Source organism: Dyadobacter sp. CY261, from assembly GCF_021440085.1.
Lineage (GTDB): Bacteria > Bacteroidota > Bacteroidia > Cytophagales > Spirosomataceae > Dyadobacter.
The window spans coordinates 101,682-126,126 of sequence record NZ_JAKCPW010000007.1 but is presented as its reverse complement, the minus strand read 5'-3'; the positions used below and the strand labels follow the sequence as shown (position 1 = coordinate 126,126).

General features: G+C 48.5%; 19 protein-coding genes. 8 read left to right on the top strand and 11 right to left on the bottom strand.

Features of this window, described 5'->3' with window-relative positions:
• Positions 1-76: 76 nt before the first annotated feature.
• From LZD49_RS20070 to LZD49_RS20035, 8 genes are all read right to left on the bottom strand, one after another.
• The gene (locus LZD49_RS20070; protein WP_234669363.1) at positions 77-1,543 is read right to left on the bottom strand and encodes a RagB/SusD family nutrient uptake outer membrane protein; all 1,467 of its coding nucleotides are present in this window, start codon (positions 1,541-1,543) and stop codon (positions 77-79) included.
• 21 nt (positions 1,544-1,564) lie between these two features.
• Positions 1,565-4,972: a TonB-dependent receptor gene (locus tag LZD49_RS20065; protein ID WP_234669362.1), complete on the bottom strand. Its 3,408-nt coding sequence runs from the start codon at positions 4,970-4,972 to the stop codon at positions 1,565-1,567.
• Positions 4,973-5,149: 177 nt separating this feature from the next.
• A complete protein-coding gene (locus tag LZD49_RS20060) occupies positions 5,150-6,238 on the bottom strand; it encodes a FecR family protein (protein ID WP_234669361.1) in 1,089 nt (362 codons plus the stop codon).
• A 118-nt stretch (positions 6,239-6,356) separates the two neighbouring features.
• On the bottom strand, positions 6,357-6,977 hold the full coding sequence (locus tag LZD49_RS20055; RefSeq protein ID WP_234669360.1) for an RNA polymerase sigma factor: 621 nt from the start codon (positions 6,975-6,977) through the stop codon (positions 6,357-6,359).
• 182 nt (positions 6,978-7,159) lie between these two features.
• Positions 7,160-7,750 (bottom strand): TetR/AcrR family transcriptional regulator, encoded by a 591-nt coding sequence (locus LZD49_RS20050; RefSeq protein ID WP_234669359.1) that lies wholly within the window; start codon positions 7,748-7,750, stop codon positions 7,160-7,162.
• Positions 7,751-7,806: 56 nt separating this feature from the next.
• The gene (locus LZD49_RS20045; protein ID WP_234669358.1) at positions 7,807-8,853 is read right to left on the bottom strand and encodes a c-type cytochrome; all 1,047 of its coding nucleotides are present in this window, start codon (positions 8,851-8,853) and stop codon (positions 7,807-7,809) included.
• Complete coding sequence (locus LZD49_RS20040) at positions 8,819-9,148, bottom strand: DUF3817 domain-containing protein (RefSeq protein WP_234669357.1); 330 nt, start codon at positions 9,146-9,148, stop codon at positions 8,819-8,821. The genes LZD49_RS20045 and LZD49_RS20040 overlap by 35 nt, the downstream gene beginning before the upstream one ends.
• Positions 9,149-9,165: 17 nt before the next feature.
• Positions 9,166-9,630: a hypothetical protein gene (locus tag LZD49_RS20035; protein ID WP_234669356.1), complete on the bottom strand. Its 465-nt coding sequence runs from the start codon at positions 9,628-9,630 to the stop codon at positions 9,166-9,168.
• A gap of 337 nt (positions 9,631-9,967) precedes the next feature.
• Here LZD49_RS20035 and LZD49_RS20030 point away from each other — a divergent pair, with 337 nt between their 5' ends.
• Positions 9,968-10,444 carry a group II truncated hemoglobin gene (locus tag LZD49_RS20030; protein ID WP_234669355.1) on the top strand — a complete coding sequence of 159 codons (477 nt, stop codon included), beginning with the start codon at positions 9,968-9,970 and terminating at the stop codon, positions 10,442-10,444.
• 221 nt (positions 10,445-10,665) lie between these two features.
• Here the strand turns inward: LZD49_RS20030 and LZD49_RS20025 are convergent, their stop codons facing one another.
• Entirely contained in the window at positions 10,666-11,553 is an 888-nt protein-coding gene (locus LZD49_RS20025) for a response regulator (RefSeq protein WP_234669354.1), read from the bottom strand.
• Positions 11,554-11,999: 446 nt separating this feature from the next.
• Between LZD49_RS20025 and LZD49_RS20020 the strand changes: the two genes are divergently transcribed.
• The 7 genes from LZD49_RS20020 (at position 12,000) to LZD49_RS19990 (ending at position 23,832) form a co-directional block, all read left to right on the top strand.
• Positions 12,000-12,176, top strand: a complete 177-nt coding sequence (locus tag LZD49_RS20020; protein ID WP_234669353.1) for a hypothetical protein — start codon at positions 12,000-12,002, stop codon at positions 12,174-12,176.
• A gap of 74 nt (positions 12,177-12,250) precedes the next feature.
• The gene (locus tag LZD49_RS20015) at positions 12,251-17,521 is read left to right on the top strand and encodes a PAS domain S-box protein (RefSeq protein WP_234669352.1); all 5,271 of its coding nucleotides are present in this window, start codon (positions 12,251-12,253) and stop codon (positions 17,519-17,521) included.
• Between the two features lie 38 nt (positions 17,522-17,559).
• Positions 17,560-17,988 carry a PleD family two-component system response regulator gene (locus tag LZD49_RS20010; RefSeq protein WP_234669351.1) on the top strand — a complete coding sequence of 143 codons (429 nt, stop codon included), beginning with the start codon at positions 17,560-17,562 and terminating at the stop codon, positions 17,986-17,988.
• Positions 17,989-18,462: 474 nt separating this feature from the next.
• Positions 18,463-18,795: a hypothetical protein gene (locus tag LZD49_RS20005; RefSeq protein WP_234669350.1), complete on the top strand. Its 333-nt coding sequence runs from the start codon at positions 18,463-18,465 to the stop codon at positions 18,793-18,795.
• 402 nt (positions 18,796-19,197) lie between these two features.
• Positions 19,198-21,366 (top strand): T9SS type A sorting domain-containing protein, encoded by a 2,169-nt coding sequence (locus LZD49_RS20000; protein ID WP_234669349.1) that lies wholly within the window; start codon positions 19,198-19,200, stop codon positions 21,364-21,366.
• Between the two features lie 128 nt (positions 21,367-21,494).
• Complete coding sequence (locus LZD49_RS19995) at positions 21,495-23,318, top strand: tetratricopeptide repeat protein (protein WP_234669348.1); 1,824 nt, start codon at positions 21,495-21,497, stop codon at positions 23,316-23,318.
• Positions 23,319-23,418: 100 nt separating this feature from the next.
• Positions 23,419-23,832: a globin domain-containing protein gene (locus LZD49_RS19990; protein WP_234669347.1), complete on the top strand. Its 414-nt coding sequence runs from the start codon at positions 23,419-23,421 to the stop codon at positions 23,830-23,832.
• Positions 23,833-23,912: 80 nt separating this feature from the next.
• Here LZD49_RS19990 and LZD49_RS19985 read toward each other — a convergent pair whose 3' ends face one another.
• Together LZD49_RS19985 and LZD49_RS19980 are read right to left on the bottom strand one after the other, a co-directional pair.
• A complete protein-coding gene (locus tag LZD49_RS19985; RefSeq protein WP_234669346.1) occupies positions 23,913-24,113 on the bottom strand; it encodes a hypothetical protein in 201 nt (66 codons plus the stop codon).
• Between the two features lie 30 nt (positions 24,114-24,143).
• Positions 24,144-24,401 carry a hypothetical protein gene (locus LZD49_RS19980; protein WP_234669345.1) on the bottom strand — a complete coding sequence of 86 codons (258 nt, stop codon included), beginning with the start codon at positions 24,399-24,401 and terminating at the stop codon, positions 24,144-24,146.
• Positions 24,402-24,445: the final 44 nt, after the last annotated feature.

The following is a 24,445-nucleotide window of genomic DNA, read 5'->3' as shown; positions in this document are numbered from 1 at the left end:
TCCTGGAACCAAGATGTAAGTCGGGCCCGGTAGCCGGTTAGCGTTCAACTTTTATGAATGCAACACCTCTACCCCGTTAATTTGCCCACTCGGGATTTTGCAGAAGCACGCCGTCTGAATTATCTATTTCTATTTGTGGCAACGGTTGATAGTAGTTTTTGGGCCTCACCCATTTAGTTCTTCCTATATCCGCGGGAAATACTTTTTCCGTCTTCAACAAAAAGGTTGTAAGGTCGTAAATCCCCGCTTTGTCCCAACGCAACAAATTCTGGTACCTGCAATTTTCCCCTGCCAGCTCGACCCTTGATTCGTGGATCAACGCATGGATATCTGCGCCAGCGACCGGATTAAGGCCTGCCCTTTTTCGTATCAGATTAATTTCGGCATCTCCTGCGCCCTTACCGTTGAGCCGAATCTTGGCCTCCGCAACTAAAAGATAAGTTTCCGCCGCCCTCAGAAAAGGAATGTTGAGCCCATGGTTAAATGTTTCGGGAGTAACCCAATCCATAAATTTAAAATAACTGTGACCTGTGTTAGAAAGCCCGGGAATGTGTTCAACCCTTACACCGGCCTGGCTAACAAACTCCCCGTCGGAAACAATCGTTGTCGTTTTACGCTTATCACCCTTTTCAAACTCCTTCACCAGATCAGTCATTGGTTCATTGAAACCATACATACCCCAAGGCCGGGGCCCACGGTGTTTTGACATCAGTTCCTGGTTGATCCAGGACATATCGTTCATCATCAGAAAAAGATTTTCCCCGATATTCTCATTTCCTGTTCTGAAAAGCGTCAGGTAATCGCTGGCCAGTGGGTAGTTATCAATTACGTTCTTTCCGCTGGCAATAGCCAGGTTCAGGTTCTCACTGTCTGCATAATTTTTCGCCAGACTCATATAAACAGAAGTCATCAGCGCCCAGGCCGCTCCCTTCCCTACGCTGCCAGCAACATTGCGCAAGGGCAACAGGCCGACAGCGGTATTCAGGTCTTCCAAAATGAACTTTGCCAAAACCTCCGGTGACTCGCACTTGGGCAGATTATATTCGTTTTTCAAGACATTTTCTTCTTTAATGATAGGGACCTGTCCATGAATAATATACAACCTGTAATAAGCGTAAGCCCGCAGGAAGTAAGCTTGCCCCATAATGGAATTGTAGGATTCGTCGCTGATGGCACCGGCTGCTTTTACTTTTGGCCCATTGATAATCACACCGTTCGCCCGGCTGATCACCTCGTATTTATATTGATAGGTATCCTTAATTTTAGAATTGGACGGATCGGTGTTGTAGGTTTCGATTTCTTCGTCCTCGGCATGGTCACCGGCCCGCCAGTGATCGTCACTCTGATTGTCGAAAAAGAGCTCGTCCATACCTAATGCGCGCGTGGCCCAAGGCCCGTATACACCAGCAATCGCATCCCGCAAGTCGGCCTCGGTCTGCCAGTAATCTTCGTCCGTGCGGCTACCCACCAACTGCTGGTCGAGGATACTATCACAAGAAAAAAGCAGTAGCCCAATTACTACCAATATTGTATAGTTTTTCATTTTAAGTAAGGCTAGATTGTTTTAGAATGTGATATCAACTCCAAATACAAGGCTTTTGGACTGAGGCGTGTTATTCAGGATTACACCCCGGTTCAAATTGTCGCTACCGCTTTCTTCCGGATCAACGCCATCAAACTTCGTGAATGTCAAAAGATTACGTCCGGATAAATACAGCCTCAGGCGGGACATACCCATTTTCCTGGATGCAAACTCAGGGATTGTGTATCCGAGGGTCGCATCTTTCATTCTCACATAATCTCCATTTTTAAGGCCCAGCTCCGAAACACGGTAATTGTTGTTGGCACGAATGGTCGACATCCTGGGATATTTATTTGTTGAACCTTCCCCTGTCCACCTTTCGTACGATATCGCGTCCATATTGCCACTCTGGGTCGGGTCGATCCCGCGCACCATCATGGCATCATAAACCTGGTGTCCCAAAGAGCCGCTGAAAACGGTCGAAAGATTAAAACCTTTGTAGCTGACACCCAAATTGAACCCCAGCAGTACTTTCGGGTTTGGATTCCCGATGTTTACCCGGTCTTTTTCGTCTACGATATGGTCCCCGTTGACGTCAACGAAACGCACGTCACCGGGCGTAATGTAAACCTTCCGGGGATCCTCTGATATGTTGGGATCGCCGTCTACTTCTCCTTGGTTCTGATATATCCCGTCCGTTTTCCAGCCGTAAAAGGTGCCAACTGCCTGGCCCTGATAAGTCCTGTTGTATTCGTTCGAGGAGATGTATTTGGCTTCACCATACAATTTGGTCACCTCATTTTGCAGGAATGTCAGGTTCAGGCCCAGGTCGAAGTTAAATTTACCCACCTTGCCGTTGTAAGACGGCTCAATTTCAAGCCCGTAATTCCGCATTTCCCCAGCATTGAAATCGGGAATTGACACGGTCCCCGATGCCAGAAGACTTGGAAGGGGGATCAGCATATTCTTTGTCCGTTTGTCGAAATACGCGATGTCCATGTTGAGTTTATTATTGAACAGACCCAGTTCGAGGAGCACGTTCAGCGAGCTGGTCGTTTCCCAGGTGATGTCGGCATTCGCAAACGAAGCCAGCCTGGTCCCCGTTAGATTGGTACCTCCCAGCACGTATTTGACGTCTTTTTGGTATACGTTCAGATATTGAAACGCGTCGACGTTCTGATTTCCCAGCTGGCCCCAACCCACGTTAAGCTTCATGTTGGATACCATTGCATTGTCTTTCAGGAAGTTTTCATTTGAGATACGCCATCCAGCAGAAATCGAAGGAAAATAACCCCATCTTTTCCCCTCCGCAAATCTCGACGAACCATCGGCCCTGAAAATACCTGACACATAGTATTTGTCCCTGAAACTATATGTCCCGCGAAAAAAAGCGGAGGTCAGTCCGGTCGTCGGATATTCACTGCCTTCCACTCTTGTAGATGCCGCATTCGACATGACCAACTGGCTCTTGATCGTCGAGGCAAATCCCAGACCGGTCATTCTGTTCCAGTTGCTGTTATCGATCTGGCCCGAAATACCCAGCGTCGCTCCAATGTGGTGGTCGCCAATGGACCTGTCATAATTGGCGAATACTTCCCCCAACTTGGTTACGGCTTCATTGTTCGCATCTTCAAGCGTTGGTGCCGACTCACTTCTCGACTGCTCAGGCGTAATGTTCTGGAACCTGTCGGTACCCGATGTGGTCCGCTGGTAGGATGCTCTGGCGCTCAATGTAAGTGCTTTGGTTACGTCGAAATCCACCTTGGCAGTGATGATCGTTCTGATCTCATCGGTATACCACCATTCTTCTTTCGCCTTGTAAACAGGGTTCCACATGTCGCCGAGTTGCGTGCTGGCCTTTCCTGAACCATAATTACCATCGTCGTATTTGATCGGGATAGCAGGCATAAAGCGGTAAGCTGAGTAAATCGTCGTTGAAGTTCCCGAGCTTCCGAGATCATCCTGCACAATCCTGTTCTTCCTGCCCGAGATCCTTACATTCTCTTCCACCCTCAGGCGATTCGATATTTTTTGGGTGCTTCTCAGGGAAAGCCCCAGGCGTTTCATGTCGGTGGTGATGAGCGTGCCCTCTTCGCCCCGGTAAAAGATATTGGCATTAATTGTTGCATTCTCTGAGCCTCCGCCAATGGTTACATTGTAATCGGTAAATAATCCGGTGCGGAACATGGCGTCCTGCCAATCGGTACGTGTCTTATTATAGTACTCGTCTGCCCACGGAGAATTCTGGTCCAGAGGAAGCCCGTCCATCGCATATCTCTCACGTTTAAGCTCATACAGCTTTTCTGCATTCAGGACAGGATATTTTTTGATAAGACTATTGAATCCGGTTGAAGCATTTAACCGCACAGTCGTTTTCTGGTTAAAACCCGCTTTTTTCGAAGTCACCAGTACCACACCGTTGGCAGCTCGTGTACCATAGATGGCTCCGGATGCTGCGTCCTTCAATATTTCGATAGACTCAATCTCTGCCGGGGCCAGTTGCCCCAGAATATCAGCACTTACCGGCACTCCATCCAGTACGATCAGCGGCTGCGTATTGTTGATCGTGCCCACTCCCCGAATCCTGATACTAGGCGTTTTTCCGGGAAGCCCCGACGACACAAATTCAACGCCCGAAGCCCTGCCCTGCAAAGACAAAGCGACATTTGACGCGGTAGAGGTTTCAATATCCTTGCCATCAATTTTGGCGATAGAGGAGGTTATTTCACTCTTTTTCTGAGTTCCGTACCCTACCACCACCACCTCACCCAGCGCTTTAATGTCTGGCTTCAAGATCACATCCAGCGAAGGCACATTTCCAACTGCCAGTTCCTGGCTTTCATAGCCCACAAAACTGAAAATCAAAACAGCTGAATTGTCAGGCACATCGATCTGGTAATTTCCTTCTCCGTCCGTAGTCATTCCCCTGGAACTGCCTTTGACGACAATGCTAACACCCGGGAGGCCAACTCCATCCTGGCCCTTAACTGTTCCCTTGATACTGATATCAGCCTCTTTTGCATATGTTTTTTCAATCAGCTCTTTTTCGGTGCCGAATCCTGTCGGTTGCGTGTCACCTGCCGGGGCAATTTTTCTGGTCAGAACGACCTGGTTGCTTCTGATAACCTTATATTGTATACGTCTCGGAGCAAGTACCTGCCGGAGAATCTCATCCAGCGTTTCATTTGTGAATTCAAAGTTGAGGCGCTCATCACTGGAAACGACATCCTTCTGGTAAGAAAAAATGACGTCCACTTCTTTTTCAAGGCTTTTCAAAAAGGATTTCAAGGTGCCACCTTTAACGGTCAGCGTCAACCTTTCTTTAAGGAGCTCCTGCGAGAATGCGGGTGCCGCCAGGCTGCTGCCAGCCAGTACGCACAAGAGAATAAGCTGAATGGAAGTGATCCTCATGACCCTGAAAACCTCTTTTCTGGTAAACAATATTTTCATACTTTTGAATAGTTTGTTTTCTAAGACAAAACTGTTTGTCAACAGCCGTTCAGGCGTTGGCTGAAGGAAAGGGATGTCCCCACATTCTTTTCCTTTTTTATTACATCTTCGCAAGGGTGCTTTCTACTTCATAGGCAGATGGATTAATCCTACAGAGGGTTCATATTTAACGTATTATTACAAACAACCGGTTGATTCAATAATGATCTGCGCATCTATTTCCTTGTGCGTCGCACCAATAGTCTGACAAATTAAGTCAAGCTTGTCGTTGAGTGATTCACTTCCAAAAACGGTACTGATAATGCACGATGCCAGTATCTCTTCATTATAAATGATCTTGATGCCATATAACGCTTCGAGCTCCGCCAGAACCTGGCCCACAGGCACTTCCTCAAACCGCGTTCTCTGATCCCCCGCCTGAGGTCTGAGCGGGACAGGACGGTCCGACAGACGTTTAGAGAGAAACTCTTTTTTACGGTCAAACACAGCCTTTTGATTAGGTAGCAATACCACGCCGTTGGCTTCGCCTCTGTCGACGCCCATATGCTTTGGGTTGAACACGGATACTTGTCCGATACGGACATCTACACTTGCAATCCGCTCAGAATCAAATGACTTAACCACAAAACTAGTACCCAATACCCTGGTTACAAGTTCATTAGAATACACATAAAACGGTTTATCAGGATTTCTGGCCACTTCAAAAAAGGCTTCCCCGCTCAGGAACGTTTCGCGGCTGTCCCGTCCGAAATGCAGGGGATAACTCAACCTGCTGTTTTTTTGCAGGGTTACCACTGTACCATCTTCCAACCTTATTCTGACTGGATTTAGGGATTTGTTTACCTTTTCGGTCATCTCATACCGATTTTTCGCCCTGGAAACCAGGTCACCGTAGCTCGTTTCCTGCGGAAATCTGCCATTCCAAAGCATCCATCCAATTCCTGCAAAAATAAAAACAGCAGCAGCCCACTTTAACCAGCCGGCGCTCCAACGCCTTTTTACCGGCCATTCAAAAACCGAATCCTGCAATTCGATCTCTCTCAGGATACGCCTTAAGACGTCCTCCTCATTCAATTCCAGCGTTCTGTTTTCCTCCTCGTCCCGCAACTGGCAAACTATCCCGCGTGCTTTTTCAATCAGGCCCTTCTGTAACGGAGATACCAGCAGGACATGCTGCCAGTAGGCGTCATCTTTCCCTGTCAATGCCCATTGGACAAAGGAATCATCATTAAGAAAATCCTGTAATTCAAAGTTTTTGTAATCCATTGGTATAGTGCAAGTCCGTAATAATACAGAGACATGCATTTTCAGAAATTAACCCACCGTCCCAAAAAATATTTTCATTTTTTTCAGGGATAATACCAGAACTAAAATTCGAGCGAATTCAGGCGGTACGAAAGTGAGAGGCAAAAGCGATCAGCAGTGGGGAGATCAATTTAAGCGTAAGGCGAAGGACGGTATAAGCCTTGAAAAGCATATTACTGGCAGCCTGTTTATTAATTCCCATGACCTGGGCAATTTGGTCAAGGCTCATCCCATGATAAAATCTTAGGTTGATCGCTTCCTGCTGTCTGGGGCTGAGATTAGAAATGGCATATTTTACTTTTTGGGCCTGATCCAATGTATGTTCGTCATCAATCATTTGCTGCTCGGAAGACAGTGATACAAGGTGGTCCAGGAAATCGTCCATATTCTCGGCCTGATCGAAGATATCATTGCGTGAATTCCGTGTCAGCTGATTCCGCAGGGCCCGGAGCAAATAAAACTTTGGGCTTTCTACATGCCCCAGGTTGCCGAGCTGCTCTCTTCTCCGCCAGAGCGACACAAAAAGATCCTGGACTGCATCTTCCAGTAAAAGCACGTCGGAGGTAAACCTGGACCCATAATTGGCCAGAATTTTGAAATAATATTGATAGATTAACACAAAGGCCTCCTTGTCGCCATTTTTAAACGACTGCCAAAGTTCGGCCTCCTTCAAATTGCCTAATGAGTTATCAGACCTCATGCTGCCCACAAATAATATCGATAGAAAACAATGTTACAAACGTTGGCCGCTCTGAGGGCATCCACCATCGACAAGTCCCGGGAAATTTAAACCTACTCAAAAAGAGCAAATTAAATCTTCAACAGGTTTTATCTTCCGCGCAAGCAGACCATTGTGAAATGCGATGATTCGAGTCATTCTGTTTAGCGCAAAGTTTCCAGATAGTTCTTCAACTCGTTCAGGTAAGGCAGGTATATATCTTTGCTTCTCTCAAGTTTGCCAAAGTTGCGGATTCCCCAGTAGCCCGACATGACAAACATCGTTACTTGCATGGCGTTTACATCTTTACGAACAACGCCGTTCGCTTTCCCCAGCTCAATCGAGTCGGTCATTGTTTTGGTCCATTGCCGGGTCAGCTCATTTAATGCTGTATTGAAATCTGCATTCCAGGATGTCATCTCGTGGGTCAAATTAGAAGCCGGGCAACCATACTCAACTTTGAGAAATTCGTTTTCTATCAGAAGGTGATACATTAACTGATAAATAGCCACTAAGGGGTCCTCGCCAGTTTGCAGGGGGCCGATAAAGCTGCTGGAGAGTGTCGGCTTCAAAAGCTCGTTGATAATCGATACGCCCATTTCGTCTTTGTTTTTGAAATGGTAGTAGAAAGCTCCCTTTGTAACCTTGGTGGTCGCAATGATATCGTCGACGCTGGTAGTTTGATAACCCTTCGCGTATATCAGCTCAAATGCTTTTTCCAGAATAGTCAGTCTGGTCGCTTCTGCCTTTGTCATTTGATAAATCAAATATTTAGTCGTCAATGATCCTGCAATTTCTAAAAGAAAATGGATCACTGGTCATTATGCAGACTTTTGATATACTCTTTGATCAGCCGAACACCTTCTTCGTCACGGGTGGTGGTACCGATCTTAGGCATGTGGTATTCGCCCATGGTGCTCATCCGGATGAGCATGTTTTCTTTGTTATAGGCAATACCCGTCTCTTCAAATGGCGTCGCATAGTTTAGGTTTAACGACGTGCTTTCAGCAGAACCCGTTTCACGATGGCAATGGGCACAATTCATTTCCAGATAGGCCCTGGCCCGCGTCGTTAATGCCTGTGAGGAATCCCTGTAATCCGGAAGAGAAGCAATTCCCGAAATGGCCGCATGTCCAAATATCCCTCTGTTGATCAGGTAGGTTAACTGGTTAACACTTTTGCCTTCCACCTGAATATCGATATTCAGGTTCCGGGCCTGTGGGCCGAGCGGGACCAGTTCATCACCCGACCGATGACAGGTCCCGCAATCTTTTTGCGTTGGAATTTTGTATTCCAAATGGCGGTGTTTCCCCAATTGGTCCTCAAAATAAACTGGCACGATGGCCCCCTCCGTCAACAGCTCCGCGTCCGTTTGCCCGGCGTTCCACCGGTAAGTAGCAGCATTCCATTTCTGATCGGAATACAGCAGCAGCCGGGTTTCGATAATCTTCCTTCCGCCGTTCCCGGACTTTGAATAATAGAATGTCTTCGCGATGAGCGTTCCGTTTGGAAATACAGGCAGTCCCTCTCCGGCGACGACCACCTTTGTACCATCCGGAATTTTTATCAGCCGCTGCTTTTCGGCATAGTCCGTGAACAACGGCGAGCCTATCTGCAGCGGCACCACGTTTCCGGCTGGTACCATGTCCGATAAATTGCCTTTGAACAATTCATATTCCGACAGCTTCCCTTTGAAAGAAATATTGTTGCTGATTGCTTGCGTACCATGGTGGCACGCCGACAGTAAAATCCCGGCCAAAATCAGCCATAGCAAATCGCCCCGTCTCGCGCGCTGTTTGGCTGCTATTTTCGAAAAGGCCACTTCAATCTTTACGGTTTTCCCAGATAGATTGCTCACGGGCGAGGATATACCTATCAACATAAAAAGTCCCGAATGGAACGATGCAGGCAATAAGGACCTTCCACGAAGTTTCCGAAAACTTCCAACGATAGGTCACACCGGCACTTAAAGTTGTCAGCACAAACAGCGTGAAAAGCAGGCCGTGTATGGGCCCGATTAATTTGACGAGCGCGGGCTGGCCGCCCCAGTATTTTAAGGGGACGGCGATGAAAACCAACACGATCAATGAAATCCCTTCGAGAAAGCCGAGTATTCTCAGGCGTCCTATGGGCGTTTTAAGCAGTTGAAACATAAGCAGCAGGTGTAAATTTAAAATGATCTGAAATAAGGACGGTTGGCCAGTGGAGAGAATGGCCAGGGAATCGCTGCGAGGATGATCAGCAAAGCAATTGCAAACCAGATAAGCATAGTCCTGAATTTTTGCTGGTCTGAAACCGCCCGCTTCGCTCTGGCCGATCCGATTGTGATTACCACCACCGCAATGAGCATTAAGGCAATGTGCACCAGCCGAAAGAAGGTGTGTTCGCTCACGAGCCTGTTAACTGCGGCTTCGGCAACATTGAACTTTACTACCGGGCTTATCATATACAATGAAAGGCCTAACAGTAGCTGAATGTGGGCGATAGTGGCCGTAATATGCCTGACGGCATTGTTGGGGCCAGAAAACACCCTGTCCGACCGCAGACCGGTCCAGGCAATCCAGATCGCATAGAAAAGACTTGCGAGGACTAACCATCTGTTGATTGAGTGTAGGGAAAGAAGCGTCTGATGCATTGGCGTATTTTTTTCAATGCAAAGCTAATCCCAAAACATACTATTTAGTATGTTTTAATGACCAGATCATTAAACTTATTTTCAATACCCTAATAACCAAAAGGATACAAGCCAGCTGAGATGTTTTAGTTTTGGAAAAAGCAGGCCTTCGCATAGGCCGTATTACCAAAGATTGCTACGCACCCGGCCTTGCGCCACGACAAGGTTCCGGAACCCGATGTGCTTTTAATAAATAGCGCAAAACACGACGTCATCGCATTATCGGTCTTCTATTTTGCTATTTTTACAAAACCACAATGATGCGGAAGCAGCGCATCGGAATTAAATATCTGCCCTTATGATTGAAAAGTCCTCAACTCCTACCCTATTTGAATGGGCTGGCGGAATGCCTGTTTTCGAAAGGCTGACAGAATTGTTCTATCAAAAAGTCCTGAATGACCCGCTTTTGGAGCCGGTCTTCAAGCATATGTCGCCGGAACATCAGCTGCATGTCGCACATTTCATCGCGGAGGTACTAGGCGGCCCTACCTGGTACAGTACAGCGGAGGGCAGCCATTTCAGAATGGTTCAAAAGCACCTGGCCAAACATCTCACCGAGCAACACCGCAGACGCTGGGTTTCGCTCCTTTTGGAGACCGCAGATGAAATTAACCTGCCTGACGATCCGGAGTTCCGTTCTGCATTTGTCGCATATGTCGAATGGGGTACACGAATCGCGGTCATCAATTCCAACAGCGACAACCTGCAAATGGAGCCCGACGAACCGATGCCTAAATGGGGTTGGGGTGTTCCCGGAGGTCCTTATCAGGGATGATTCTCCCTGTCACGAAAAGTTTTTTCGAGCTCACGGTCGACAGTCAATAAAAACCTGGTAAAGTTGAATACGAGCTTACTCCTTTGGGTAAGTCACGGATACCGGTTATAGAGGTTACGGCCCGGCGGGGAGAAACCAACCGCGTCACGCGGGAACCTTTAATTCAGCAACCTGTGGCACCCTTAAAGTAGTCGCAGCTGGATGTTGCAAAACAATGGATTTTATCTGCGAAACGGCTTTGAAGTATCGGCCGACTTGATTGCGGTCGACCAGAAATTGAGCAAATTCTCGAAATAAAAACGCCACCCGGTGATGTCCAGCGGTTTGACAAGGTAAGCGTTTGCGTCATGCCGGTAACAGTCATCGATGTCCTGAGCACTATTTGAATAAGTGAAAACAACGATTGGCGTGTTTTCCAAATGATTGGCCTGCATCGATTTTCGAATGCTTGATAACAGTTGCAATCCATCCTCGCGCTCGGGCAGGTAGAGGTCTATCAGGATCATATCTACTTTCGGCAGAAAAGCAACCAGTTCATGATGAGCAAAAGCCAGTGCCCTCTCCTTGGTGCTGATCCTAACCAAGTTGTATCTCATCGAGCTATTTCTCATCGCGGCATCGAGAAGGTACCAGTGATCGTCGTTGTCTTCAACAACAATAATTGTTTTGCAGTCAGCACTTTCAAATGCAGGCGTCGAAGCGGCCCATCGGTAGTTATTCAAAAAACATAGCCCCACACCACGGGCAACATGCTCATATTCGGCGAAGGATACGGGCTTAACAATAAATGCGTTAGCCCCCAGATCATATGCTCGGCTGATCATCGCCTGATTGGTAGTGGTTGAGATCATGACCACCGGAATATGCTTATGCGGTTTGTCACTCTTAAGGTGGACAAGCATTTGAAGGCCGTCTATCCGTGGCATGTTCATGTCCATCAGGATCAATTTGGGACCATTAGGAGCGTTCTCTAAAAACCGCAATAGGTCATGGCTATGTGCGACATCGACAATCGTAATCGGGCTGATTGACTTTTCAAGCGCTTCGCGCATCAACATCCGATCGTCTTCATCGTCATCTACAAGAAAGATCGTTTTATACTCTTGCATATTGTAAAGTTACGGTCGGCCAGGATGATAGTTCGCGAGACTATTTGTAACGCTTATGGGATTCACAGCTGATTTTTCCGAGGAGGCTTACATTGCAATAACTATGCCAGTAAAAAGAAGTTCAGAAATTGATAGTTACCGGGCCTGCCTCTGAAATTACTTTCGGCGAACTATGGAACTTCCGCCACATTTTTCCATCCGGAACAGTTACTTGTGTTGTGGGTTCTAGACAAAGTGATCTAATGGTTCAATTATTTCCTTAAAGCGCCTATTGAAACCGGCTTTAAGCTCGGCCAGGAAAGTAGTTAAGGTTTTTACCTACCTTAACGCTCGTAAAGTTGACCCGGATAACCACTTGACTGGATGGACAAACGAAATATAATTGTCATATAGAGAGAATGGAAGACAGCCTTTAATGCGCCATCCGTGGAGTAGACGAAAGCATTATGCTGCTTAATCATTTGGGTGACCATTTCGCCGAAGCTAACCAGACCAGGCTTGCAGCACGGTATTTTCAAAAGGCCCAGCAGGCCGGGCAGCGCACGGAACTTGTGCGGCAAGCAGTGCTTCTGAAAGGACAACTGAGCATCGAAATACTGACCCAACAAGACGAAGAGAATTGAAGAGGAGACGGCAAGACAATCAATTACCCATTGGGAATATTAATACAGTAAACAAAGTTAAACTGGACCAGTAAGTGAGCAAGAAAGAGTCAAAAAAAGCGGAAACCAACGAAAAAGAGGCTGACTCCGGACAAGATATGCAGCTTCTTGTTGTCGGCATCGGGGCCTCAGCCGGTGGCGTTGAGGCACTGATCGAGTTTTTCGAGCAGGTAGCCGCAGATTCGGGCATGGCTTACGTGGTCATCCTGCACTTATCACCAGACTACGACAGCCGCCTGACAGAAATTCTCAGCCAGGTTTCATTAATTCCTGTCACCCAGGTTATAGAAAACGTGCATATACAAGCCGACCATGTTTATGTAGTGCCACCCAATAAGCATTTGCACATGCAGGATGGGCAGATCATTGTATCCCCTAACTTGCATCAGGAGGAACGTAGGGCGCCCGTGGACATCTTTTTCCGTTCCCTGGCGGATTCCCATGGGCCGATGGCAGTCGGGGTAATCTTGTCGGGCACAGGCGCAAATGGATCGATGGGCTTGAAGCGGATCAAGGAGAATGGGGGCGCTGTTTTTGTACAAAACCCCCGCGAAGCCGTCTTCAATGAAATGCCGCGTCAGGCGATTGCGACGAACCTGGTCGATGATGTTCTTTCGGTGGCCCAAATCCCCGAAAAACTTGTCTCCTACCGTGATAGCCTCAGAACGGTGTCAATCCGGGCGGAAGCCGAGCTGCGCCCGGAAGACCAGCAACAGGCGATGCGGGAGGTGTTCGCCCATTTGCGGCTTCGAACCGGCCACGACTTTTCCAATTACAAAAGGCCGACGCTTATGCGCCGCTTCGAAAGGCGAATTAATGTCCGTAATCTTGCCGACCTTCCGGCCTATGCGACCTTTTTGCGCGAACATCCTGAGGAAACCCAGGCTTTGCTTAAAGACCTGTTGATTTCTGTCACCAACTTTTTCAGGGACAACAAGCCTTTTTTGGCCTTGGAGCGGGATATTATTCCGATACTTATCCGGGAGTCAAATATGGATGTTATCCGTATTTGGGTGGCTGGCTGTGCCACGGGTGAAGAGGCGTATTCGTTGGCCATGCTGATGGCCGAAAAAACAATGGATATAATCGACGCGCCTAAGGTGCAGATATTCGCAACGGATATCGACGAGGCTGCGATTGCCATTGCGCGGGAAGGCCGCTACACCCTGAATGATGCCGCGGATATTCCACCCGAGCGGCTGCGCAGGTTCCTGGTGCCGGACGGCGACGATTTCAAGGTTCGCCAGGAGATCCGCGAGATGGTCCTCTTTGCCCACCATAATGTATTAAAAGACCCGCCTTTTTCGAGAATTGACCTGGTCACGTGCCGCAATCTTTTGATCTATTTCAACCATGCGGCACAGGAGCGGGTGATGGAAACTTTCCATTTCGCTCTAAGACCGGGTGGCTACCTGATGCTCGGGCTATCGGAGACAACTGACGGGGCTGGCGATTTGTTTGCTACTGTAAGCCGGGAAAACCACATTTACCAGAGCCGCCCCGTTTCGGTCCGCTCCTACCCCGTGCCGGACAATAGCTTGCTGATACCTTCCGGAAAAAAAACGATGCAGGATGCTCCAATACCAAAAGACAACCGGCCCCTGCAAAGCCGGATCAGCTTTGGCGATCTGCATCAGCAGCTCTTGGAACAATATGCCCCGCCATCGATCATTGTCAATGAGGATTACGAAATTCTACACATATCAGAACGTGCAGGGCTGTACTTACATGTTGCCGGAGGAGAACCGTCGAAAAACCTGCTAAAACTGATCCGTCCAGAGCTGCGCCTTGAACTCAGAACTGCCTTTTATCAGGCTGTTCAGCAGAAGGCAAATGTAGAGGCACCCAATCTTAAAGTAAGGATTGACGAGAAGACACAAACCCTGACAATGCATGTGCGTCCGGTACTGGATGAAGATGGCAATGCCAGGAGCAACCCAGCCAGGGGATTTTTACTCGTAATCTTTGAACCGACCGGGCAGCAAACCGGAGCGACGACCAGTGTCCTCGCCTCGGAGGAGCCAATGGCGCGGCAACTGGAAGAAGAACTCGTCCGGATCAAGGCGCAGCTACGCAGTTCAAATGAGCAGCACGAAACACAGGCCGAAGAGCTGAAAGCCTCCAACGAAGAGTTGCAGGCCATGAACGAGGAACTGCGCTCAGCGGCGGAAGAACTTGAAACCAGCAAGGAAGAGCTGCAGTCGATCAACGAGGAACTGTCGACGGTCAACCAGGAATTGAAGGTGAAGGTAGAGGAAATCTCCATGACGAGGAATAATCTGCAGAACCTGATCAACTCCACTGACCTTGCAACCCTGTTTTTAGACCGGAGCCTTCGGGTCAACCTGTTTACCCCCGCTGCCCGCAATATTTTCAATTTGATCCCGTCCGACAGTGGCCGACCTTTAACCGATATTACCAACCGGCTGGCATATGATGAACTGGTGCAGGATGCAGAAGGTGTACTCCAGAAGCTCCAACCAGTCGAGCGCGAAGTCGAGACCACCGACGGCAGATTGTTTTTAATGCGCGTGCTTCCATACCGTACCGCCGAGGACCGGATCAATGGTGTTGTGCTGACTTTTGTTGACATTTCACGGCGCAAGGCGGCGGAAGAAGCCGTCCGCCAGTCAGAAGAGCGGATGCGGCTGGTTTTTGAAAGTGCCAGGGACTACGCTATTCTTACGCTTGATTTTCAACGCAATATCACCAGCTGGAGCCCAGGGGCGCAACATATAATGGGATATCCGGAAGCAGAAATACTTGGCAAGTCCGGTGACATTCTCTTTACTCCGGAAGACCGGCAAAACGGCGTTCCTGACTATGAGCAGCAAACCGCTCGCGACCATGGACATGCCGAGAATGAGCGCTGGCATGTGCGCAAGAATGGTACCCGCTTCTGGGGCTCAGGATCAATGTCGTCCCTGATGGATGCGCATGGCAAAATACTGGGATTTGTAAAGATCATGCGGGACCTGACCGAGAAGCGGGCCGCTGAGGAAGCAAGCTCTTTTCTGGCCGCCATCGTCGAATCCTCTCAGGACGCGATCATGACTGTCAATTTTGAAGGCGTCATCACCAGTTGGAACCGTGCCGCCCAGGAACTATACGGCTACTCAGCGGTTCAGGCCATCGGCCACCCATTGACCATGCTTACCTTGCCGGAAGATCTCGACCAATTGCTAAAGGACACAGAGAAAATCAAAATTTCTAACAGAGTTGAGATTTTTGATGCGGTCAGGATCAATAAAAACGGCAGGGAAATGCACCTGGAAGTAGTTATGTCCCCGGTAAAGAATGCCACAGGGCAAATTATCGGTGTTTCTACCATTGCCCGCGATATCACATTGCGCAAGCAGGCCGAACATGCCCAGGCACTCAAAAACCTTACCCTTCAGCAGCAAACCGAGTCACTGGCCCGCACCGGCAGCTGGGAGTTTGATAGGGCAACTGCGGAGTTCATCTGGTCGGAAGGCATGTACCAATTATTTGGCTTGCAAACGGGGGTACCGGTCCATCCGGGCATTTATGAGGACTTTACAGTAACTGCCGACAAGCAAGTGGCCCAGCAGTTCACCGACTGGCTCAAAGACGGTCGGGATCCTATCGATGTAGTGCTGCGCATTCAGGCCGACAATCTTGTTAAGTACTTAAAAATAAGAGGCGTCCCACTGCCAAGTGAAAGCGGACCACCCGTCAAAATGTTAGGGATCGATTGGGACATTACCGACCAGGTGCTGGCCCAGGAACAGATCAGGCAAAGTGAAGCACAACTCAGGACCCTGGTTGAAAACACGCCCGATGTGATTACGCGCTGGGATTCGAACCTTCGTCTGCTCTTTGCGAACAGTGCTTTTATCAGCAAATCCGGGCAAGAGCTTGAAAACCTGCTCGGCAAAACCAACACCCAAATGGGACAACCTGACGAAATTGCGGGCCCATACATGGACAAACTTCGTCAGACCTTTGAAAGCGGCCAGCCGCAGGAGCATTATAACTCGTTTCCAACACCAAAAGGGCATTTTGACTATTACTCACGGATGGTACCCGAGCGGGGATCCGACGGTTCGGTCAAAAGCGTACTTGCGATAGCGCGCGATATAACTGAGCTGCAAAGCGCCCAAAGGCAAACACGGCAGTTGGCCGAAAACCTGCAGGCTGTACTGGACGCCTCGCCAGCCTGCATTGGGCTGTTGAAAGCCATCAAGTCTGAGGCGGGTGATGGTAGTGTGACCGGGTTTCAATTGGCCGTAGGAAATCAGAAGCTCGCCGAGTTCTTTGCCGAGCCGCTTCATGAGCTGCTTGGTAAACCAGCTGAACATTTCGAGACGTTGCTGTGGGGCTCTGAAACGCTTGAATTTCTGATGCAGGTCTATCACGAAAACACCCCGCGTTACGATGAAAAACATCTTCGTACGGACGGACAAGAGCGTTGGCTTGCGGTGGCCGTCAGCCGGCAAGATGATGGTGTGGTGCTGACCGGCCTTGACATTACCCAGCTCAAAGAAGCTCAGGCACAGCAGCAGTTCTGGCTGGGTGAGTTGGAGAATGCCAGCGAAAATGCTCAGTCGGTGGCCCATCTTCGCGATGCGCTAAAAGAACGGGGCGAGTTGCTTAGGTCCGCCTCTCATGATCTGCGAGGGCAAGTCGGTGTGATCGCTTCGGCCGCCCAGCTCCTGGGGATGTCCGGTAGTGAAGCCGATAACGGCGCTCTGATCCAGATGATCCAGCGGAATACAAAGCAGATGACCCAGCTTATGAGCAGTCTATTGGATTTTGCCCGACTAGAAGCCGCTCAGGAAGTTATTCACGTAACCCACTTTGATGTGTCAGCACTCCTGCACGAGCTCGTTCAAAATACGCAGCCATTTGCAGATGAGCGCGGGTTACGCCTGGATGCCCAGGGACCGGCCGACCTGAATGTGCTTAGCGACCCAATACATATCCGCCGCATTGCGCAGAACTTACTGCTAAATGCCTTGAAGTACACCAATGAGGGCGGGGTAACGGTCAGTTGGGAAAGGCTGACTGAATTTCCGGGCTGGTGCTTAACAGTTGTCGATACCGGGCCGGGCTTAACTGCCAAGCTACTTGCCCGGTTTAGAGGTGAAATTGAAGAGCTGGTGGAGGATGAACTTGTCATTACACCGAGCCGATCCGCTGGTGAAGGCATTGGTCTGGCTATTGTCACCCGCCTCTGCGTGTTGCTTGGCGGCCAGCTTGAGGTTGACAGTAATCCTGATGAAGGCACCCGCTTCAAAATCAGCTTCATTGAACTGCCTTCAAATGATAACGACAAGAAATAGCTTTAAAACTGCTGACGACATACTATATCCATTGATCAATGCTCAATCCAAACCTGATTTATTTAGTAGACGATGACGCGGACTATCGCTTTTTAGTCGAGCAAGTTTTCAAAATGTTTTTACCGAATCATCAGGTGTGGTTCTTTACCGACGGTTCCGAGCTGGTTGATAACATGGACCCGCTAGCCAATCAGCATTCTGATACTCCCCGCGTAATTATCCTGGATATAGACATGCCTGTGTTAAATGGCTTTCAGACACTTTCGAAATTGAAACGTCATGAATACTGGCAGGCAGTACCTGTGATCATGATGACCAACCGCGATCAAGCAGAGTTTCGGGAAGAAAGCTTCCGTTTAAGGGCAAGCGCGGTTTCATTGAAGCCGATGAACATAGTTGAAATCAAAGCTATAATGACCAAAATTTGCGACCATGAAGGCGACTTTACGGCAATATTCGCCCAGTGAACGCTAGTCAGTACTTGGGAGCCGGGCCGTCAAAACTGAGAGCTGGTCTGGTTCGGGAGCCGTAAAAAGAGCCTTTGTATCGTCACTAATCAATAGCGTTTTAGGCTTTGCTCCATCCAAACTTTTAGGGCAAATGAAATAAGGGGCACGAGAACCCTTAAGTTAGAATAGCTCAACTAAATCCCTCCCCTTCCGGCGCATTTTCGCTGTAATCTTCGATAACGGGCAGATGTTCACCTTCTGTATACCCACTTTTGGACTGGGTGTACCTTTTGTATACCCGTGCGATTAGGATGGCTAACGCCACCATTCCTAAGTTTGCATCAGTCGAATCTGAGCAGCTTTGCATCCGTTGATCATGAGGATTTTCACAAACAATTATCGGTAACAAGGGAGCACCATTCGCAATGCTCTAGGTCGGATATTGACTAGAACAATTCCAGTTCAAACAATTTAAACAAGAAGACAATTGCCATGAAAAATGTTCTCACGAGTACCACAGTCCTTTCACTTTCTATTTTTAGCTGCGAAAAACCGAATGACGTAACGGCCGATGGCGGCGTTACACCCACAATGGCTGGTTATGAGGCCGTGCCAAACGCAACTACGGCAGCGATGCAGGTTGGCGGCACGACGCCGAAACGAAAAACACCTGTTCCGCAATTTAATTGGAAATATGTCCACACGGCAACCGTTCCGCTACTCAAAGGACTGAAACTGACCAGTCCGTTTTCGATCGTGGATGAGCATGCAGGAGATATCAGCTGGGGAGTGGGGTCCAATTGCTATTATGCGATCAATACCTAATCGATGCATTTGGCCTACCAAACTCTCACGCACCGATAGCACTGACAATGATCGTCTTCTGGGTTCTTTGGACTTTTTGTGCAGGCATACTGATCGTCCTACTTTATTTTTTCAGAGACAGCGTATATACGACACCGGGAGGCCCGCCGCCATCCTTTTATCGGGCAGCGATCGTAGTCATCGGATTGCCGGTCATCGTGTTGCCGACAAGTTTGTGGCTGGTTAACCGTGGCTTTTACGTGTCAGCAAATTTGTTGCTCGCGATACCAGATTTACCGGGGCTGGCATATCTGCTTTGGCTGCTGTTATACCAAATCTCAAATGGTCGTAAAAATTAGTTCGCGACTATTTCGCTGACAGTACCATTCTCATTTTTTTCTCAAATACAAATAAGAATTAGTCATGAAAATCTCTATCTCTACAAGACCAACTATTTACTTCCCATCTAAACTGGTAACCCTGCTGCTGTTTGTCCAGATTTTCGCCGCCCACGCACAGATTGATTGGACGAGCCGCCAGATATTGCCCGACATTACGCTTTATGATGTGGCTTATGGCTCCGGAAAGTATGTAGCAGTGGGCCAGTCAGGAATGATCCGGACCTCACCCGATGGCATTAACTGGACAGAACAAACATCGCCGGTCGGCAAGACCAGAAATTTGAGGCATATTGTATTTGCCAATGGATTTTTCGTGGTGGTGGGAGACAGCGGCACAACTATGACCTCAACGGACGGCCTGAACTGGTACCAGCATAATTCAGGAACAGACCGGAATCTGTACAGCATTGCTTACGGCGCCGGCACTTTCGTCGCCGTGGGAACACTCGGCTGCCGGTTAACTTCGACAAATGGCATTGACTGGACCAATAGATCAGATGCCCAGCAATACAGTATCAATGACGTGGTTTACGGCAACGGACTTTTTGCAACGGTAGGCGAAAATGGTATTTTGAAAACATCCAATGATCATGGCGCAACATGGACTGCCAGGGTTTCGGGAACAACAAACACATTGCTTGGCATCGCTATCAACAAGTTCGGACGATTTGTAGCAGTGGGAATCAAAGGCACCATCATTTCCTCGGTAGTTGGCAATGTGTGGAGCTCACATCAACTCGCTGATCAGACATTGATCCTGAAAGCGATCGCATCGAATCCAAACAGCGGAAAGTTTGTGGTCATGATCCAAAACAGAAATAAGATCCTCACCTCACCAGACGGTGTTTCCTGGAATAACCCACTCATTTCAACCGCAATTGATCAGAGCCTTTTCGGCGTGCGCTATCTCCAGAACCAGTTCCTGGCCACCGGTGCCGGTTGCATGTTCCGCTCATCGAATAATGACGGCGTCAGCTGGACATCCGCAACAATTAATTACTGGAAATTCCAAACCGGTGGTTCCGCTTATGGAAACGGCCGCCTCGTACTGGTTGGCGGTACGAATAATGGCGAATTTTATGGAACTCAGCGCAACCTGATCGTGACCACGACAGATGGTGTAACTTATAAGCCGTCGGAAACCATTCACTTGAACTCTGGCGCTAAATTTTTTACCTCTGTTACATTTGGTAACGGGTTATTTGTTGCAGTGGGCACTGATGCAATCATCCAAACCTCGACCGACGGTTTGAAATGGAGTTATAGTCGCGTAGAATTTGGACAAGAGCTTAACAGCGTGGCATACGGTGGTGGCAAATTCGTTGCAGTCGGCGAGAATGGCCTCATTCTATACTCCTCCGATGGCAAAAGCTGGTTTAAGGCCGTAAGCAAGAGCAGCTACCATTACAAAGGTGTGGCTTATGCGAACGGAATGTTCGTGCTGGTCGGGTTACAGGGAGTGGTGGCAACCTCAACGGATGGGAACAAATGGACATTCAGAGCCAGCGGCACGGCGTATCCACTGGAAAGTGTAACGTATGGAAATGGTAAATGGGTAGCTGTGGGCCTAGGCCAGTCCGTTGCTACATCGTCCGATGGCAAGCTTTGGACGGCAACCAGTAATGCCAACAGCGATATCGACTACCTGGATGTGGTGTATGCCAATAACCAGTTCGTGATTTGTGGAAGGGATGGTAAACTGTTCCGATATGTTCCAGGTGTAGCGTGGACTGCCCTGAAAAGCAAACTTGCCATTGACCTGGTGACCATTACCTATGGAAACGGCATTTTTATCACCGGCGGAATGGGAGCATTGCAAACGTCTCCTGGCACCGGCTCTCCTGCCCCGGCACAACAAAATGCATTTTTAGCTGACCAAAATACGCGTCAGACTTTCGCCAGCGACAGCACAGGCATTGAGAACTTTGCGTCCGAAGTTGAATTCAAGGCTACTACTTTTCCGAATCCGATATCAGATCAATTTTCAGTGAATGTGGAAGGCGCAACCGGCGAAACGATACGCCTTCAATTGTCCGACCTCTCGGGCCGGACGATATTCGACAAAGTAGTGAACGCCCAAAACGGAGCTTATCAGGAAACGATCCCCATGCCACAAAAACAAACCGGACTATACCTCATGCGGGTGAGCACACCCACCCAAACGCAAACTTTGAAGATTTTGAAGAAATAGCGCTCATACGAGGGAGTTACCCTGGGAGGGGACCTGCCGAAAGTCAGCGGGAGTCCAAGGACCTATCCGGGCGACAGATACGTTAAATAAGCTTATTGGTCATTTAGGTGCGAATCACTTATTAGTCTTTGCAGTTACAACTATATTCGCAAAATAAACAGACCGGCGGCTACGTCTCAATGAAAATATCGCTCTACTTCCTACTCCTTGCTACTTTACCTGTTTTTGCACAGTCTCCCAAAATTGACAGCCTCGAAAATCTCTTGACCAAAGCGCAATCGGACACCACCCGTGTGAACCTGATCTTTGAAATCGCAATGGAGTACTGGAGTACTGCTCCAGAAAAGACATTGGCCAATGCAGAAACCGTGTTATCGGTTTCTCGCAAGATAAAGTACCGGAAAGGGGAAGCGGACGGTGAATATGCACTGGGTGTTTACTACTGGCAAAAAAACAAATACCCCGAAGCGCTCGCTCATTATTCGAAAAGCGTAAAGATTTCGCAGGACATCAAAAATCAGATTGGTGTCGGCAAAGCCATTGCGAGTGCAGGGATCATCTATGGAGAACAAGGGAACTACGGTCAGGCGCTGGATAATTATTTACAAGCCCTGGCCATTTTCCAGGCGCTCAGGGATCAGAAACGCAGTTCCAACATTCTCAACAGCATCGGCAATGTCCATAAAAACCAGAAGAACTATGACGAGGCGCTGAACTTCTACAAGCAGGCGCAGGCGATTTGGGTCAAGGCGGGTGACCGCAAGTCGCTTGCGGGCTCCTACATCAATATCGCTTCCATCCATATCCGAAAAAAGGATTTCGATGCGGCACTCGCCAGTGCGAAAAAAGGATTGGATCTCTTCGACCAGTTCAAGGACACAAATGGCCAGATCATTTGCCACAACAATCTTGGCGAGATTTACTTCCAGACAGGGAAATATGACTTAGCCGAGGCGGAATATGAAAAGGCACTGGCTATCAATCAGGAATTTCAGCGGAAACCCGCGATGGTCAGCTCCTATAATGGTTTAGGCCATGTGTATTCCAAAACCAATGCTTTTCAAAAGGCGCTTACGAGCTATCATCAGGCGGAGGTGCTGGCCAGGGCCAATGGGATACGACCGGCATTGCAGCTGGCTTACGAAGGTTTAGCGCACGTTTACGGGCAGACAGGCAATTTCGCCCGTGCATTTCGCTTTCAGGAATTGGCGATGGTTTTAAAAGACTCGCTATTCAACGAAGAGAATACTGCGAAAATGACCAACCTCCGGGTGCATTATGAAAACGAGCGGAAGGAATCGGAGATTAAACTGCTGCAAAATGAAAAAGACCTGGGAGATGCCACCCGGAACACCATTATGGTGGCATTGGCCGCGATACTCACATTGGTGGCCCTGGCTTTTAACAGACAACGGCTTAAAGTTGCCAAAAACAAGGAACTACATGCTGCTCAAAGGGCCCTTGCAGACATTCAGATCCAGAATGGTCTTGAAAAAGAGCAGCACCTCCAAACCGAACTGGAATTCCGGAACAAGGCGTTGACCACCCATACTTTGAACCTGATCCAGAAAAACAGTATTCTGGAAGATATTCGCCAAACGGTTTCGCAGGCATTGAAGACCGGGCCCAGGGATGAAAACACACCGCTATTCAGCAAGCTTATCAATCTGATCGATTACAGTTTCAACCTCGATAAGGATTGGGACGAGTTCAAGACCTATTTCGAAGGGGTTCACCCCGATTTTTTCTCTAAACTTAAAAAAGCCAATCCCGAACTAAGTGCAGGCGAGCTCCGGCTTTGTGCGCTCATCAGGCTAAACCTCAATTTAAAGGAATCGGCGGGGCTGCTCGGCATTTCGCCGGATAGCGTGAAAACTGCCCGCCACAGGCTTCGAAAAAAGCTGAAACTGGGTGAGGAAGGCAATTTGCTGGATTATTTGATGAGCATTTAAACCCTGATCACCTATTGTATACCTCGTTTTCTTGGTGTTGCCGATTAAAATCAATCTCTTTGATCAGGCAAAATCTTCGTAGTTTATAAACAGACAAACCGTGACAGACCGAAAAATATTGATCATCAAAACAACTTGGAGCTACGCCATTTCGCAGCCGGAAATAACGGGTGAAATGTTCTATGAGGCGCTCTTTGAAATCGATCCCAGCTTGCAGGCCATGTTTCCCCGCGATATGGAGCAGCAGGTAAGAAAACTTACCGACATGATCACCTACATGGTGAGCCGGTTGCAAACGATGTCCGAAATTCAGAAAGACATCGATGCCATGGCTATCAGGCATGCCGGATACGGCGTGCAGGATGCGCATTATGAGACGGTGGGAAAGGCGTTGTTACAAGTGCTGGAACAGCGTCTCGAAGACCAATGGGATGACGAGGCCAGCCAGGCGTGGAACGACCTTTACGATATGTGGGCGACGTCCATGATCAAGGCTGCACATCAGGCACGATAGTACCGTTTAGTATGGACCATAGGCCCTGCCCGGCGATCGATGGTCGGACGTCGCACGTCGCACGTCGCACGTCGGTAATCCTAGCTCCTTGCCCAGAGATAGCCGACGATAAATGCAATGATAAAACCGATTGGCCCGTAAACGAAAATACAGGTCATGCTGGCTTCAACACCCCTATCGTGGCCATTGGAAGAAAACTTCCCTAACAAATAATAGCTGAGGGCCGCCAGAATCGCGTAGCCCAGTAAACCGGCAAGAAATGCAATCCCAAAGTTTTTCATGGTGTAAAATGTGATTAATGAATATTCCTGTTAATCTGCAAACCAGCGAAGGACCAGTAGGAGCAACGACACGAGCGCGAGCGCGGTGATCTTTGTCCATAGGTAAGGTGCCACATTGAGCCCGATCATCGCCAATAAAAGCAAAAAGCCGACAATTTTAATGATCCATTCCGCCCCCGGCATTTCATGGCTGGGGTTATTGGCCTGCAAAAAAGCCCACACTACCGATGACCCATATAGGACGATCAATATCCAATTAAGATAAGTAATGAGTTTGATAGTTGACATGTGCGGTTCGATAAATGTAAATATGCCTGAGGGCCTAAAAAAAG